Source organism: Legionella lansingensis (assembly GCF_900187355.1).
GTDB classification, from domain to species: domain Bacteria; phylum Pseudomonadota; class Gammaproteobacteria; order Legionellales; family Legionellaceae; genus Tatlockia; species Tatlockia lansingensis.
The window spans coordinates 460,340-476,789 of record NZ_LT906451.1 but is presented as its reverse complement, the minus strand read 5'-3'; the positions used below and the strand labels follow the sequence as shown (position 1 = coordinate 476,789).

Below are 16,450 nucleotides of genomic sequence, written 5' to 3'. Positions count from 1 at the left end.
TTATATATCTATACTCAAAGTATATGTATCGATGTGAGATGTATTCATGCCTAGCTATGGAGAAATTACTTCAAAGCTTAAGAAAGGACCTCGATTAAAAAGTGATGCTACAAAGGATTTAGAAGACGTTGTAAGAATTTTCTTAGATACCAGTCAGAAATCAATATGTCAATTTAATCATTATGGCGAACTCGAAGTGAGGGCCAATGGTAAAATTTTTAATTTAACGCAAATATTACTGCATCAACCTGATTTTGAGCATTTTCAATTTACTGAACAAGAACTGAAAAAATATGAACCCTTTGTGAAAACGGCTAAGCATCTTCCATCACTAGCTGGCTCCCCTACCTTGCCCAAAGAACAAGATTATGACCATGCTGATCGTGAGAAAAAAATACACGCAACTCACTTATGCAGAAAAACTGGCCATCACCTTATACACGTCGCAATTTTATGAAGAAATAAATAATTTTCTCCGCTCAAATGGTCAACATAAGGATTTTCAAAAATTGGATCCCGTTGAATTAACAAAAATAGTCAAAGAAATTATCTTAGGTACATGCATAGCCTCCCATGGTTTAACTAGACTTGACGCCTTTAAACCTAGCAGAGATGAGGAAATTCCATTTGAAGAATTGTATCGTGCTGAAAGTAGTTATCGTATACCTGAACAAATACTAAAAGAACGAATACGCAGAGCTACTAAAGGGGATTTCACACCATTAAAACAACAGGGGTTTACCAGTACCTCGCAAACACCACAGGCAATGAAAGTAGGAGGAACTGATACCACTGTTCGCATTTTGCAACCTGCAAATAATCCTATGGGTAAAGATGTCAGTCATATTTCTTACAAGAAAGATGAGGAAGAATCGCTATTTGTTCCAGGAGTACAATTCGTATATAGCGAGTACAAGAGCGAAGGGAGAAAAACATTCCAGGCTGTTCCTGTGAGAAGCCTCGATGATATTCATCCCCGTTCGTACTCTTCCAAAGACGCTGCTATCAGGAATCATTTGATCGAAGCAAATGAAATGTTAAATAAAACGCTTGAGAACACACCTAAAAAATCTTCGTTTTTTAAGATTAAAAAAAGCAATGAGGAAAAATTATTTCTCTTAAATGTAAAACTTCGAAAACTAATAGAACTTTTCGAAAACAGTCATCCAAATCTTGCAGCCGATAAGAAACAAGCTTTAGTTTCTTTTTATGATGAAGTGTACAAACTGCAAAAGAGCTTTAAGGGTTCTCCGACACCCGTTGATGATCTGCTAACAATTGTTAATAAATTGGGTGTTGAACAAGAACTTGGTGATCAATCTGCATTGATTAATCACGCAATTTATGTCTACACGCACTACTTATCTAAGCCCTATAAGGAAACTCACTTAGATCCCACAGATGACAAGATAACCATTGATGGAAAGGATATTTATCGCCCGAATCATGGGTTGGCTCATTCTCTACGCGTCGCAACCTATGTTCCTGCCGTAGTTGATTATTTTTAACATTTTGCCAACCCAGAATTAAAACGATTTTGCGAACACTTAAGCGCAGAACAAATTAAAAATCTGCAACTTTGCATGCTGTTTAGCGTTTCAGGAAGAGAGTCGGATCTTGGTTTTAGCTCAAATCCAGATAAATATCGCGAGTACAGAAAAAAATGCGCCGAACAATTCATCCAATATGCCAAAGAATTAAAAATGAATGCAACTGACATAAAGAACTATTCTCAATTGATACTTTATATGGGAAACCCAGATTTTCTAAAGGAGTATAGTCATTCTCCGGAAATGATTAATCTTTATCATATAATGAACCTGGCTCACAAATTGGATTTGATGCGTTGCTATCATTTGCCACAATATGAACGTGCTCTTAAAGCAGGTCATGATCCCTTGGTAGTACCCTCAGAAGAACAACAACAGGGTTTCAACAATGTACTGAAGATGGTTAGCGATCGAATTACCGCAACAGGAGACAGACAATATTGCGTTTTTGATAAAGATAAAGGCAGAGTTATACAAAGCACTAGGGATTATGATAAGAAAGTTTTTGTTAAAGCGAACACCGACCCCGAGGAATGCTTGCGCTTATGCATAGAGGCCAGCAACACTGCTACCTTGGCGGCCGAAGCAAAAGAGCAGCAAGTAACTTCTTTACCCATCATACCAACTGAAGAATTGCAATATTATTTCCTACCCATTTTGGACCACCTGAATAGGAATCTTGGTAAGCTTGGCATTAAAGAACTTGATAATCTAGACAGTAGCTATTCAGTATCAAAAATCACACAACAGGGTGAAACATTCACGGTTATTGCCGAGACTAACTATAATGATAAACCGACTAAAAATATTACTATTACATCAGTTCAACTGAATGAAATCATTCGCAAGATTGACCCTGCAAAATTACCACTTATCTTTGATCCAATTAGCGTTGCAGAGTACATCAGTAAAAATATAGGCCATCTTAACATCTCAGCATTGGATAAAATTGATAGCTCGTATCTAATCCAAAAGATTGAAACGACAAGTAATCCTAACGAATTTAAACTTACTGCCGAAAGTCCTTATATGAACAGTGGTAGGGTAGAAGTTACCCTTTCAATAAGCGAATTGCGGCAAACAGTCCAAAGAATCCATAACAATGCAGCCATATATGTAGTACAGACCACTCATAGCTTTGACGAAAAGCAAACGCTCACCTATACTTTCTGATCAAAAATATTCATTTTGATTTGGTAGCTATCTGACATCAAGTTTTTTGTTGAAAAAATTATCCTCTACAGAACTCAATCGCCAAAAAATAACGCCGATCCCTAGTGAAATTAATGGCGTGCCGACCGATGTTATTAAAATGTCACCTATTCGTCCGGCACAGCAACCACAGTAGGCATTCCCAGTGGTATTGCGTGAACCTGTATTTCCTCAAAAGAATCAATTTTTCCAGGACCTACTTACTATCGTTAAAAAACGTGATGATCAAGAATTATTAGAACGTGTATTCGTTCTTGTCCGTTATGGCTGTCTCTATACAGGTACTTTTAAAGCCAACAATGTTCCTATTGGATCTTGGAAACATTTCTTCTTTGTGCAAACCGTTAATATTGCACCGTCAGGAATGAATCCGCTTCTTGCTGCCCAAATTATTGGTGGCTTAACCGTTTCACAGAATGCCCAGGCGGATTTAGATATCGCTTGCGGTCCACTTATTTGGGAAGACGGCGAATTTGATATTGAATTGATTTAGCCTCCTGTTGAGAGGTAGAATACAAGGCGTTTTACTTTCGATCTGTCGTCATGCAACTTGCTCATGTCCTTAACGCACGAACTGTCTGTATTGATTCAACCTGTCAAAGCAGGACGGCGGTGCTTTTGAAAATTAGTCAATTAATTAGCAATAGTTACCCAGAGCTTGATGCGCAGCAACTATTTGATGCCTATTGGAGAAGAGAAAACTTAGGAAGCACCACCATTGGGCAGGGAGTTACTATCCCCCATATTCGCACTGGTAATATTAGCACAGCTAAAGCCTGTGTGCTTAAATTATTAAATCCTATTGATTTCGGAGCTGAAGATAAACAACCTGTGGATTTGGTCATTGCCCTTGTGGTGCCAGAGGATAAAATTGATGAACATTTGCAATTATTACGCACCATTATCAAGCAATTTAGTGACGCACCCTTTCGCGAGCAATGCCGCCATACCGCTTCTGATGAACACCTCTATAAACTATTGATAGGACGTTCGATAGGAATGGAATTAGCCTAGCTCTGATTCAGCCCATTTGCACTTCTTGGGATTTGCTCCTATACAATAAGTGAAATCGCTAATAGGAATGACGTAGCGTTTAATACCATGACTAACATTGCTTCTTTAAGGTGGTTAACCAGGGGACATCATAAACCACCCCTTATCCAATATATGTTGTTGGATAAACACCTAGAGTATCTGATTTCGCCTAAAGAGATTGTGGTTACCGATCTTAAAAAAAATCTTAATGATATTTTTTTAAATATTCAAAAATTTTCCAGAAGCTATCCGCTTGAAATTCGTTATAAATCAATTACCCATAGCTATGGTGGGCATAGAAAAGATTCAGAGCAATTTCATTTTCTGCTTAACAAGATTTTAGAGAAAAAAAATCTCCTGCAACCCAATTGTAGAATGGCATCTTTATTGAAAAAAGAAGACCTAACGTTATTCAAGAATGCTTTATACCTTCTTGATATTGATAGTAAAACAAGAGGTCGCGCTTTCGTGGCTCATCTATGGGCTATCGCCCTGAAAGCGACAAAGAGTCGCATTATCCCAGTAATCAAAAAGATATGGAAAATTAGACATGGAATAACGAGATTAAATAAAGCCTCTACTGCCAAATTTTCTGAATTTTATTCTCATCTTTAATGAACTTTTAATGACAGTCGTAGAGTATACGGGCATTGTAGAAAATTGCAGCACATGATACATTCTACCAATATGATTAGAACTAAAGTTACAATTATCAATAAATTGGGTTTGCACGCTCGAGCTTCTGCGAAATTTGTCTCAACCACATCGAGATTTCAAAGCCACATTGATATCATCAAAGACACTCAAACCATCAATGGAAAAAGCATCATGGGGGTGATGATGCTCGCCGCCAATAAAGGGACAGAATTAACGCTACAGATCGAAGGTCCTGATGAAGTTGAAATGGAACGAGCCATTGTTAATTTAATCAATGATCGTTTTGGTGAAGTGGAGTAAACATACTGCTTACCCTTTATGATTCTCATTGATTGAACGCTTGCGTTGTTTACGCAGCCGTCGTAAAGCAAACAGTGTTTGTACCGGTCCCGATAAAGCATATATAACAAAACCAGTAAATAAGACAACGGAAGGATTTGCCGCGATGGCAACAAATAATATCACCATAACCAAAAGGTAAAGAAAAGGTACTTTACCTTTAAAATCAATTTCCTTAAAACTATAGTAGCGAACATTACTGACCATGAGAATCGCAGCAAATATGGCGATAATGGCTGTAACAACGGCTACAAGGTAATGATTTAGATCATTTTGATAACAAAACCACACAAGTGCTGAGACAATAGCAGCAGAAGGTGGGCAAGCCAAGCCTTGGAAATACCGTTTATCTGCCGTTTCAACCTGGACATTAAAACGGGCTAAGCGCAAAGCAACAGCAGCGGTGTATATAAAGGCAACTAACCATCCCACTTTGCCTAGCTTGTGGAGATTCCAGCTATATAATAATAAGGCTGGTGCCACTCCAAAGGTAACCATATCTGATAAGCTATCATACTGTGCTCCAAAGGCAGTCTGCGTCTTCGTTAAACGCGCGATCCGACCATCAAGACCATCAGCAAGCATACCAATAAAGATAGCGATGACCGCTACCTCATATTGCGCTTTTAGGGAGGCGACAATTGAATAAAATGCAGCAAACAAACTAGCTGTAGTAAATAAGTTCGGCAGCAAATAAATCCCGGAATGACTCTCTTTTTGATCCACAATCTGTGCTCAATTTAAATAAATCGCTAACATGCTACCATAATCCTTCTCTCGCTTGCTATGCCTCGGGATGTGATTAAAACTACAGTTTCTGTCAGATCTCTCAGGAAGGTATAGAATTTGTGACGTGTTTAGAAAAAACGTTGAAGGCCAGGGACGGCCTTCATCGAGCCACAGGGATGTTTTTGGCGTTTTTTTCTAAACACGTCACAAATCCTATACCTTCCCCCATTGCAGTTTCAATCACACCCTATGCCTCGTGGTTTTTACAAGATGATGCTATACTAGGCATACTGTTTTTAAAGTGTAACCTTTCAAAGTATCAAGCATGACCGACTCGAAGAGTAAAAAAATTGTCATCGAAGGGATTACGGAACAAGGTAAACCTTTCCGCCCAAGCGATTGGGCAGAACGGATGAGCGGCACCTTAGCAAGTTTCAAAAACAGACGTATTCACTACTCCCCTCTTTTACAACCAAGTATTAACAGCGATGGCTTTAAATGCGTTTTACTTGACCCAAAACTCAAAGAATCAAGCCCACAGGTCTACCAAACTATTCTTGATTTCGCGAAGGCTAATAATCTTAAGATTTGCGGTGAGGATGATTAATCTTTCTGCTTGCTGCATACAATACGGGTATAAACTAAAATCCTGGAAAATTTCGTATACTCAAACTCACACTTTGCAACCAACCCATTGCTGCAGCTACCATATTGACAGTATTCTGGTAATTCATAGCCAAGATCCCAGCACAGAGAAACACGAGACCCTTAGGTCCCCATTGAACGCCTGGCTCACTCGCATGCACCAATAAAACACAACCGCGGATGAACCAAATTAAGCCCGCTGTTTGAATTAGGTAGCCCATTGAATTATAAATATCATAAGGATTATATTGGCTATATTGCAGAATGTTACCCGTGCCGAAGGTGGAGTTGGCAAGAACACTTACTGCAGAGGGTAGATAAAGTAACGCACCCGCACCAAGCAAATAAACCAAAGGAACAAATACACGCTCGGAAGATCGACGACCGCCGGATTCGCCAATTTTTTTTAGTTTGAATATGGCAGTAATAAATAAAAGAATTCCAAGCACATAAGCACCGCCACTGAGAAGGTACTGTATGGGGAAGAGAGATCGGCTTACATTGCCGATTATTGTGACTAAATCAGGGCTACTCATAGTCTAATTATATACCAATTCATCTTTTGCTCTTGCAATGTACGATTTTTCGCCTAATATTAGCAATTTCATATATTAAGTAACCCATGATGCAAATTAAAACCTTTCAAATTACTCTAGAAGAGACCTTTATGCTCTCTCCGAAAGTAAAACACTTTATTTTTCGGACAGAACAGTCTCCTCCTTTTCATTATCTCCCGGGACAATTTATTACCATTCATTTTGAACGAAATGAAAAAATACTTAAACGAAGCTACAGTATCGCTAATGTGCCTTCCCAAGACAATCGCATTGAATTTGCAGCAGGTTATGTCGAAGGCGGTCCAGGAACGGAGTTACTTTTTAATTTAAAACCGGGTGATCATCTTGATATTACTGGCCCCTTTGGTCGCTTGATCTTAAAAGACGAATTGCCTAAGCGCTATATTTTGGTAGCTACAAGTACTGGCGTCACACCCTATCGTGCTATGATAGAAGAATTGAAACGTCGTTTGCAAAATAATCCAGAATTGAAGGTGGTTATCTTACAAGGTGTGCAAAAGCATGAAGAAATTCTATACCCCGAAGAGTTCCTTATTTTTGCACAAGAATACCCCCAAGTTACTTTCCGCGCTCATTTAAGCCGCCAAACTACAAATTTACAACATTATGAACATCACGGTTATGTACAGCTTGCCTTCCCTGATCTTTCCTTGGATCCGGCAAATGATGTAGTTTATTTATGCGGGAATCCCGGTATGATCGATGAGTCTTTCAGTTATTTGAAGGAACAAGGCTTTAGCATGCAACAAATTATTCGAGAAAAATACATATCAGGCAAATAGGGGCTGCCATTAACAGGAGAAAAAAATACTATGTCTTATGATGAATTATCAACCACCATGGAAAAATTACTGCAAGATGGGAAAGGCATTTTAGCAGCGGATGAAAGCACCAGTACTATCGGGAAACGATTTGATTCCATTGGAATAGAAAACACAGAAGAAAATCGTCGCGATTATCGATTATTACTCGCTACAACTCCTGAGCTGGAGCAATATATTCATGGCGTTATCCTTTATGAAGAAACATTCTCCCAGAAAGATGACAAAGGTAGGAGCATTGCCGATTTGTTCGCTGATAAAGGAATTCTTCCTGGTATTAAGGTAGATAAAGGTTTAACAATTCTGCCCAACACAGATGATGAAAAAGTAACTCAAGGCCTAGATGGTCTAATTGAACGCCTGGAGCATTTTAAAAAGTTAGGCGCAAAATTTGCCAAATGGCGAAATGTTTATTCCATCACAGAATTTACCCCAAGCCTCACTGCAATAAAGGCAGGTGCAGAACTTCTTGCACGCTATGCTGCAAGTTGCCAATCAGTGGGCATTGTTCCCATTGTTGAGCCCGAGGTATTAATGGATGGCGATCATTCTATTGAACATTGTGCTGAAGCCTCGGAAATGGTACTCCACGAACTCTTCCATGCCTTATTTATTCATCAAGTTGAGTTAGAGAACATCATACTGAAACCCAGCATGGTGACTTCAGGAAAAAGCGCAAAACCGTTTAGCACCCCAGAAGACGTTGCCGATTACACGATTAGTGTTTTCCGTAATAATGTCCCTGCTGCCGTTCCAACAATTAATTTTCTTTCTGGTGGACAATCCCCACAACAAGCCACAGCAAACCTGAATGCTATTAATAGCACCGGTTATCAACCATGGATGTTAAGCTTTTCTTATGGAAGAGCACTGCAAGAAGATTGCTTGCAAATCTGGGCTGGCAAGAAGGCTAACATCAGCGCTGCACAAGATGCTCTTTTAAAGCGGGCTCGATTAAATAGTGCCGCCTGTTTTGGTGAGTACCACAGCGACATGGAATAAAAGAGCTCACTACGTGATTCTCGCCTACGCGGGGATGACACAGAAAAAGTAGGTTGGGCCTTGGCCCAACATTAAATGGTACAATGTTTTAGAATTTGTTGGCGCCCAAGGCCCAACCTACAAAATTATCCCATCGAAGTGTTTGTAAATTGAACTATGATGAAATCGCCCTACTTCTTTACACTAAATTCAAAACGGGCTAGTAAAGGTACATGGTCAGATAAAAGCCGCCATGGTTTTCCCCGCAAACATTTGACATCCGCCACTTCCATGCCACGAAAATAAATACGATCAACACAAAAAGCAGGGCTTATTGCAGGGAAAGAACGTGCATGCTGACCCTCTAAACGATAAAATGCTTCATGAATACCAAGTTCTTCAGCCAGCGGTTTGGATAAATGATGACGCCAATCATTGAAATCACCAGCCATAATTAGAGGCTCGTTTTCAGGCACTGCAGCACTGATTCGATGCATTAACGCTTTACATTGTGAAGCACGTTCTGCCTTGAATAAACCCAAATGTACGCACAATAAATGAATGGTTGTGGGAGATTGCTCCCCTATTTTGATTTGCCCATGCAAAATGCTGCGAGACGCTCGATTCATTAACGATAAATTAATATTTTCAAAATCTTCAAAAGCAAATTTGCTTAAGATGGCATTACCGTGATGACCAGACTGATAAACTGCATTTTTAGCATAGAGATAATGAGGCCAAATTTTTTCAGCAATATATTCGAATTGGGGTAGGTCAGGCCAGGCATCAATCCGTTTTTCCCGTCGTCTATGTTCCCCTTGGACTTCTTGGAGGAAAACAAAATCAGGATTTAATGCGGATAATGCCTCCCGCATTTTTGGTAATAAAAATCGAATTCTGCCTAAGCTAAATCCTTTATGAATATTGTAAGTGATCAAGGATAGGCTGCGCTTTTTTTGCACCATATATTTAAAAAAAGATCAGTCTCTTATCTACATCATATACTAAATAACGTGAGTTCGACATAAAAGGCATAAAATGACTTTTATACCACTAAACGAACGTTATCCCGTAAAATGCGCAGCATTTGTAGGGGATCCGACTCTAAACATTTAAAGGTCGACATCAATTCAGATAACCAGCTTGTAGATCAAGCTTAAAACTTTCTTCAATTGTTATTTACTGTAACATATAGACTATTATATGAGAACGTTGAGAGTGTTTACCGAACCGTGTCATCCCCGCCTACGCGGGAATGACACAAGTCTCGAAAAGTTTGGGTGACTTATGACATCATTCACCGTTTCAATTCCTGGTTTTACAATCGCTGGCAAAGCATGGGGAAAACCTGATTGCGCCCCCATGCTCGCCCTTCATGGTTGGTTAGATAACGCTAATTCTTTTGATTTATTAGCTCCCTATTTAGCAGATAAGTTCTATTTATTAGCCATCGATTTGCCAGGACATGGCTATTCTTCTCATTTACCCGAGGGCTGCCATTATCATTTTACAGATGGCATTTTTACAATTTTAGAGATTATTAATGCGCTAAAACTGAAACAGGTTCACTTGCTAGGTCACTCTATGGGCGCCTGTCTTGCAAGTCTTGTTGCAGGAGTTGCACCGGAAAAAATACTTTCAATGGCTTTAATCGAGGGTTTAGGCCCTTTTTCTAAACCTGAGGAAACTTGCCGTAATCAACTCGCACAGTACTCGCAACATCTGTTTAAAGCGCAATCCAAAAGCGCGAAGCCCTACCCATCAATTACTTCAGCAGCACAAGCACGAGCTAAGCGTGGCTACTTATCGCTTCAGCATGCAGAAATCCTTTGTCAAAGAGGAACCCACGAACAACATGGAAGGATTTACTGGCGCCATGATAAACGACTTTTAACCCCAACATCAATGCGGATGACAGAAGGACAGATTCTTTCTTGCTTGAGAAATATAACAGCCAAAAGTTGTCTTATCTGGGCAGAAAATACCTCTGTTTTTGACGGCTATGATATGAACACACGCATAAAAGCAGTTGCTAATTTGAAAACACATTACTTAAAAGGTGGTCATCATTTGCACATGGAAGAACCAGGCGCTGTTGCACAGTGCCTGGCTGAGTTTTATGAACGTTAATTAGCAGAGGCCATCTCGCATGCATCATACTTGATAGCAACCTCACTCAGAGATGCTTTTATATCCTCTAAAGGATACTTGCCTCCGGCATTATTAAAGTCTCTAGCAGCGTAAAGCACTCCGCAACCACCTTCATCAAAGGTGGACGTGGGAGTCCAATAATCTATATTAGCTTTCACCATAACATCAAAGGCTTTACGAGTATTCCAATCGGGTTTATGAGCCAAAATGTAAAATAAATGGTTGTAAACACCGCTGGAATAATGAACATCCAGTCCACCATAATACTCATCTGCTCGATCAATAGACATACCATCACGACTTGGCTTATCCATATAACGCAAGGCCTCCCAACCACTATCTTCTTTCATGATCTCAGGACCGATTTGCCAACTATTTGAGCCAGTAGAATAAAATTCCGCGGCCTGCGCAGCCATGTCGGAGAAAGCCTCGTTCATGCCCCCTGATTGACCATAATAAGCAAGATCTGAATGTTGTTCAGTAAAGCCATGGCTAATTTCGTGTCCACCAACACCTAAGGACACCAAAGGATACATCATGCTTTCACCATCGCCAAAAGTCATCTGCTCACCATCCCAATAGGCATTTTCATAGCCCTGACCGTAATGAACTCGCATTACCAGCTGCATTGGTGAACCATCCGGGTTCTTCAATGCTTCAACGCCATACCAGTCATGATACATATGCTTAATCACATGACCAGCATAAAGTGCATCATTCGTGGGAGAGTAAGCGCCGTTGTCTCTGTCATAACCATCCCCTTTATAACCTGTCCAGAAGGTCATAGGGTCACCACCATTCACCGCTTTCTTACAGTCAAATTTCATGGGCTTATTGTTGGAAAAGTACTCATGTTCCATGTCGACTACCTTAACATCGGTGTTTTCCATGAAGCAGGTTGCTGTTCTTTTCTCACGGGTAATCTCTAACAGCGGATAATTCTTACCATAAGCATATTCACCAATCTTGTGATTACCACCGAAGCCCATTCCTTTTGCGGCAGCACGTCTTGTCTTGATATCATTCCATTGCACAAAAGGTTTATAGGACTTGGCATCAACAATCGCAGTGGGTCTTTCAGGAATTTTGTCAGTATGACGAACAAAAATACTCACTTTATAGGCCCAATGTGCCTGATGTTGTTCATCAATATAAACGACAGGGGTTACTTGTTCTGCACTAATATCTTTCCCTTGATATTGCTCTTTAAATACTTTCAGCGCAGCTTCCCCATTTTTTGCAAAATCGGCACTAGGCTGCCCTAGTTCTTTTTGCAAACCTCGATAAACAACACCATTCATCATCACAGTCTGTGATGAATTTAACAGCCCTTTCCCGGCGCTGCTGCTATGAAGAATCGCATAACCACCAATCACAGGGAATCCCGCATACTGTTGCTGTAAACGGATGTGATTGATGTGATTTTTATCCGTGTGCTGCTGAAGAAATTGCAGACTGTCAACAGACACGTTGGCGGCTGGCTTGACGCCAGGAAGCGCAAGGTGAAATTGGTGCTGCAAGCTTTTGAATGATTCCTTTTGTAAGGGAAGCGGTTCGGCTGCTTTAACAGAAGAAGCCATTGTTAGTGCCAGACAAGCCACCAACGGGGACAAATAGACATTTGGATGCATTAATCTACTCCTTAATTATAGAGGCAATCTCATCCGGGAGTGCCCAGGTTGTTAACAATTTCCATGCTCACTAACGAATAAACATCCTTTGTTATGAGAAGCGTGGTAACAACTAATCCGCTAAAAGCGAATCCCATTGAATTGAATTTTCGAATTCTAGATTAAGCAAAAATTTCCTGAGGTTGGCCTAGCTAAAATCCGAATATCAATCTTAACAGGTACCAGTCAAACTAACATAGTTTTTTTTATTTTAAAATTGAGAATTTTTCTCAACAAAGAAAAGACTAATGGACAAGCTGCCGTTTTTTTATTGCTGCACAGATATATAAGTGTTTGCTCAATGGCCGTTATCGGTGATAATTCGTTATCAATCCTTGAGCAAACAATAAACCATTTTATGAGCACGATTACCACAAACATCGATCTGGCTCTTGTCTACCTAAGACGGGGTGAGATTGTGGCCATTCCAACAGAGACAGTATACGGCCTGGCAGGAAACGCAGAAGATGAGAGCGCCGTTCGCAAAATTTTTGCTCTGAAAAACCGCCCTCTTAACCACCCTCTTATCATGCATGTGGCCGAGGGTTGGGATTTGTCAAAATGGGTGTCTTTTATACCTGACTACGTTCCAATCTTAACAGCCAAATTTTGGCCTGGCCCGCTGACATTGGTCATGCGGTGTAACCCAAAGGAGGTTAGCCCGCTAATAACGGGGGGGCAGGATACCGTTGCCTTGCGTTGCCCCAAGCATCCTATGGCCCAAGACTTATTGAAAACATTCGGTTCGCCTTTGGTTGCTCCATCGGCTAATCCCTTTGGCAAAATCAGTCCCACCACGGCTGAACATGTTCGCGATAGTTTTAAAGAAGCTGATTTGCTCATCCTTGATGGCGGACGTTGTGAGGTAGGCATAGAATCAACCATACTTGCAGCAACAGAGCCAAGCAGTTATCAAATGTTGCGTCATGGGACGATTGATGAGGTAGTCATCGCTGCCATCCTGCCCAACATCAACACATTCGATGAAAGTTCAATCAGAGTACCGGGGAAATTAGCAAGCCATTATCAACCTGAGAAGCCTTTATACTGTTTTGCGGATGTGAAAGGTATTGAACAATTTTGTCAGGAAGCGAACACTTCTGTGTACGTTATTTCTTTTGCTGATTTAAAGGACTTTCCTTCGCACCTTTACTACAGGCTACCAGCATCGCCAGCTAAGGCAGCTTTTGAATTATACTATCAGCTTCGCCGTGCTGATCAGTCGGTCGCTTCCGCTATCGCCATTGAATTACCTCCTGACAATGATGCCTGGCAAGGGATTAGAGAAAGAATTTTAAAAGCTGGGCAGCGTTGACAAGCTTCGCAAAGCTTGAGTCTTTTCAAGAATATTCCTTGCAGCAGAGTATCTGACAACGGCTATTACACCTTTGCTGTAGTAAATTCTTGTTTGGGCTCTTTCTCCTTTAAGGCTCCATCTTCGCCTATGTCGAACTTCTCTTTGAACTTCTCAGGGTCAGCCTTGTACTCTGCGATCTGTGCTTTAGTTCCTTGCACGAAATTTCCTTTACCATCAGAATACATGCAGTGGTCCACGTCTTTATTGGCATTGTAGACCTCAAAGGCACGACCTTTTTTAGCTTGGTCTTGAAAAAAGCTGACGGCTTCTTCCTTGCTTTTAAATTTAAAAACAATTCCTTCTTCCGTTTTCTCAACCTTTCTACCCTCACTTTCGAATTGCTTTTCATATTCGCGCTGCATTAGATCAATATGGATAGTTTGAACAACATAACTAACTTCTTTCTCTTCTTTTTTCACTGTTTTCAGGAGATCTGGATTTTTAATTATTTCGTCACCATATTGAGCCAAAAGTTTTTGATATGCCTCTTCTTCCTGTGCATTTCTTTTACGATTCTCTTGCAGTAAAACAAACTGTTGAAGCGCTTCTTCTTTTTCTTTTTGTTGCTTTTCTAAATCTTCTTTTACATCTTTTTTTGCATCTTCTTTCTTAGTGCTCATCTCTAATCTCCAATTCATACAATTATCTATATAAATAGCATAGTCTATTTTCAATAAGCTCCGACTCCATCGAAATTTTACTCAATTTTTTCAATCGGGATGGTTCAATGGAGAGCGTTTACCGAACTGTGTCATCTCCGCGTAGGCGGGGATCCATCCTGATTAAAGCCTCGTCCCACCCAGAATGGATTCCCGCCTACGCGGGAATGACACAGCTAAATGAACAGTTTCATTCAAAACGAGCCCGCACAGGGATAAGTTTTAAAGTGTTATTGCTTCATGCAAGCTTACTCTTGTTCCGGCGAAAATGGAACGTAAGGAGTTACTATTTCTGGAATACATAGTTCCCTGGAGCCGAAGGAAGCTTGCTATCAATGTGAGGTGCTGACACACGCCTTGGGCTATCATATTTTACCAGCCATTCATGCCAACCGCGCCACCATGAACCCTCTTGCTTTTCGGCCACCTCTAACCACTTAGATGTATTTAGATAGGCCGAACCTTTCTTGTGTTCATGGACTAAGTAAGAACGATCCGGATGTCCTGGTTCACTGATAATGCCAGCATTATGTCCACCAACAGTCAGTATAAATGTAATGTCACTGTTTGCCATCAAATGGATTTTGTAAACAGACTTCCAGGGCGCCACGTGGTCTTTTTCAGTACTTACAGCAAAAATGGGGATCTTAATATTCTCTACAGCAATAGGTTTTCCTTCAACCGTGTAATGTCCTTTGGCAAGATCATTATTCAAAAACAATTTTTCTAGATATTCACTATGCATTTTGTATGGCATACGCGTGGCATCAGCATTCCAAGCCGTCAAATCAATCATGCCGCGATGTAGACCATGCATATAGTCTTGAACCATTTTAGACCAGATAAGATCATAAGACCGCAGCATTTGAAATGAACCCGCCATTTGTTTGGTATCAAGATAACCTTGGTCCCACATCATATTTTTGAGGAAAGAGACTTCGCTATCAGTAACAAACAGCATCAATTCCCCTGCATCGGTAAAATCCCCTTGTGCAGCCAATAAGGTTAGGGTATTTAAACGGTCATCATTCTCTTCTGCCATGGCTGATGCAGCAATTAGCGCCAGTGTTCCACCTATACAATATCCCATGAGATTAATTTTGGTTTTAGGAAATCGACAAGAGACTTCATCGATGGCTGCCATGGCACCAAGACGAAAATAATCGTCCATCCCTAAATGACGATCGTCGTGGGAAGGATTGCGCCAAGAAACAATAAACACCGTGTGCCCTTGCTCTACCAGCCATCTAACAAGAGAGTTATTGGGAGATAAATCCAGAATGTAGTACTTCATAATCCAGGCTGGCAATATGAGCACAGGTTCTTTATAAACTGTTTTTGTCTTAGGTTTGTATTGAATGAGCTCAATTAAGTGATTCGTATAAACCACTTTTCCTGGTGTAACAGCAACATGTTTACCAGGAATAAAATTATTTACCTCTTCAGGCAGCATGCCACTTACACGAGCCATCACATCTTTTATGGCAAGTTCGGTGCCACGAATAAGGTTATACCCACCTGTTCGCATCGTTTCATAAAAAAGATCAGGATTGGTAAAAATAAAATTGGAAGGAGAAATAGCATCCAGAATTTGACGCACACAAAACGAAACGGTGCGCTTTACGGGTCGCGGCAATCCCGGAACATCTGTTGTGGCTCTTCGCCACCAATCCTCTAGCTGGAGAAACCCCTCAGCCCAAAGACGCCAAGGCATCGCCTGCCAACTGTCCTTATGGAAGCGAACATCTTCACCTTTAGCAACACGCTCCAGGCATACGATGTTATTCACACAATCCTGAGCATGAACAAAGGGGTAACAAGCCAATTCTAACAAAAGTCCGGGGGATTGTTGTAGGTGAACAAACCAGGAGAAAAAAGAGGCTCTAACAGCCGCAGGACTAATACCAGCCGTTATTTTTGCCAGATTGGCTTGATAAAGCTTATTGAGAAAACGAAAAAAATGATCTACCTCATTCATAGAACCAGGCTCATGCCAATAAGTAGACGCATCAGAGGTTTTTTCCTTTTTACTCATTTTTTTGGCTCGTCCATTCATTGTTGATATC

16 protein-coding genes and 1 pseudogene are annotated in these 16,450 nt (G+C 40.6%); 11 read left to right on the top strand and 6 right to left on the bottom strand.

Annotated features, from left to right (window positions below; translation table 11 throughout):
- Positions 1–46: 46 nt before the first annotated feature.
- From CKV79_RS02300 to CKV79_RS02270, 6 genes and pseudogenes are all read left to right on the top strand, one after another.
- A complete protein-coding gene (locus CKV79_RS02300) occupies positions 47–457 on the top strand; it encodes a hypothetical protein (protein WP_028372153.1) in 411 nt (136 codons plus the stop codon).
- Positions 369–2,723, top strand: a pseudogene (locus CKV79_RS13975) (SidE phosphodiesterase domain-containing protein). The gene CKV79_RS02300 and the pseudogene CKV79_RS13975 overlap by 89 nt, the downstream one beginning before the upstream one ends.
- A gap of 184 nt (positions 2,724–2,907) precedes the next feature.
- Positions 2,908–3,255, top strand: a complete 348-nt coding sequence (locus tag CKV79_RS02285; protein ID WP_028372150.1) for a hypothetical protein — start codon at positions 2,908–2,910, stop codon at positions 3,253–3,255.
- 119 nt (positions 3,256–3,374) lie between these two features.
- Entirely contained in the window at positions 3,375–3,776 is a 402-nt protein-coding gene (locus tag CKV79_RS02280; protein ID WP_231950178.1) for a PTS sugar transporter subunit IIA, read from the top strand.
- An 87-nt stretch (positions 3,777–3,863) separates the two neighbouring features.
- Positions 3,864–4,412 (top strand): hypothetical protein, encoded by a 549-nt coding sequence (locus CKV79_RS02275; protein ID WP_231950177.1) that lies wholly within the window; start codon positions 3,864–3,866, stop codon positions 4,410–4,412.
- A gap of 72 nt (positions 4,413–4,484) precedes the next feature.
- Positions 4,485–4,754, top strand: a complete 270-nt coding sequence (locus CKV79_RS02270) for an HPr family phosphocarrier protein (protein ID WP_028372147.1) — start codon at positions 4,485–4,487, stop codon at positions 4,752–4,754.
- A gap of 9 nt (positions 4,755–4,763) precedes the next feature.
- Here CKV79_RS02270 and pssA read toward each other — a convergent pair whose 3' ends face one another.
- Positions 4,764–5,519, bottom strand: coding sequence for a CDP-diacylglycerol--serine O-phosphatidyltransferase (gene pssA / locus CKV79_RS02265; protein ID WP_028372146.1), 756 nt, complete (start codon positions 5,517–5,519; stop codon positions 4,764–4,766).
- Positions 5,520–5,847: 328 nt separating this feature from the next.
- On the opposite strand from pssA, the gene CKV79_RS02260 reads away from it, so the two are divergent.
- Positions 5,848–6,129 carry a DUF3579 domain-containing protein gene (locus CKV79_RS02260; RefSeq protein ID WP_028372145.1) on the top strand — a complete coding sequence of 94 codons (282 nt, stop codon included), beginning with the start codon at positions 5,848–5,850 and terminating at the stop codon, positions 6,127–6,129.
- Between the two features lie 34 nt (positions 6,130–6,163).
- Here the strand turns inward: CKV79_RS02260 and CKV79_RS02255 are convergent, their stop codons facing one another.
- Entirely contained in the window at positions 6,164–6,703 is a 540-nt protein-coding gene (locus CKV79_RS02255) for a hypothetical protein (RefSeq protein ID WP_028372144.1), read from the bottom strand.
- Between the two features lie 89 nt (positions 6,704–6,792).
- On the opposite strand from CKV79_RS02255, the gene CKV79_RS02250 reads away from it, so the two are divergent.
- Together CKV79_RS02250 and CKV79_RS02245 are read left to right on the top strand one after the other, a co-directional pair.
- Entirely contained in the window at positions 6,793–7,527 is a 735-nt protein-coding gene (locus CKV79_RS02250) for a ferredoxin--NADP reductase (RefSeq protein ID WP_028372143.1), read from the top strand.
- Between the two features lie 30 nt (positions 7,528–7,557).
- A complete protein-coding gene (locus CKV79_RS02245; protein ID WP_028372142.1) occupies positions 7,558–8,568 on the top strand; it encodes a class I fructose-bisphosphate aldolase in 1,011 nt (336 codons plus the stop codon).
- A gap of 170 nt (positions 8,569–8,738) precedes the next feature.
- Here the strand turns inward: CKV79_RS02245 and CKV79_RS02240 are convergent, their stop codons facing one another.
- Positions 8,739–9,512, bottom strand: a complete 774-nt coding sequence (locus CKV79_RS02240; RefSeq protein ID WP_028372141.1) for an endonuclease/exonuclease/phosphatase family protein — start codon at positions 9,510–9,512, stop codon at positions 8,739–8,741.
- Positions 9,513–9,834: 322 nt separating this feature from the next.
- Between CKV79_RS02240 and CKV79_RS02235 the strand changes: the two genes are divergently transcribed.
- A complete protein-coding gene (locus tag CKV79_RS02235; protein ID WP_028372140.1) occupies positions 9,835–10,677 on the top strand; it encodes an alpha/beta fold hydrolase in 843 nt (280 codons plus the stop codon).
- Here CKV79_RS02235 and proA read toward each other — a convergent pair.
- Entirely contained in the window at positions 10,674–12,329 is a 1,656-nt protein-coding gene (gene proA, locus CKV79_RS02230) for a zinc metalloprotease ProA (protein ID WP_028372139.1), read from the bottom strand. The two genes, CKV79_RS02235 and proA, sit on opposite strands and share 4 nt — an antisense overlap.
- Positions 12,330–12,726: 397 nt before the next feature.
- Between proA and CKV79_RS02225 the strand changes: the two genes are divergently transcribed.
- Complete coding sequence (locus CKV79_RS02225; protein WP_028372138.1) at positions 12,727–13,683, top strand: L-threonylcarbamoyladenylate synthase; 957 nt, start codon at positions 12,727–12,729, stop codon at positions 13,681–13,683.
- Positions 13,684–13,748: 65 nt separating this feature from the next.
- Here CKV79_RS02225 and CKV79_RS02220 read toward each other — a convergent pair whose 3' ends face one another.
- Together CKV79_RS02220 and CKV79_RS02215 are read right to left on the bottom strand one after the other, a co-directional pair.
- Positions 13,749–14,345, bottom strand: a complete 597-nt coding sequence (locus tag CKV79_RS02220) for a hypothetical protein (protein ID WP_028372137.1) — start codon at positions 14,343–14,345, stop codon at positions 13,749–13,751.
- A 325-nt stretch (positions 14,346–14,670) separates the two neighbouring features.
- Positions 14,671–16,440: a PHA/PHB synthase family protein gene (locus tag CKV79_RS02215; protein WP_028372136.1), complete on the bottom strand. Its 1,770-nt coding sequence runs from the start codon at positions 16,438–16,440 to the stop codon at positions 14,671–14,673.
- Between the last annotated feature and the right edge of the window lie 10 nt (positions 16,441–16,450).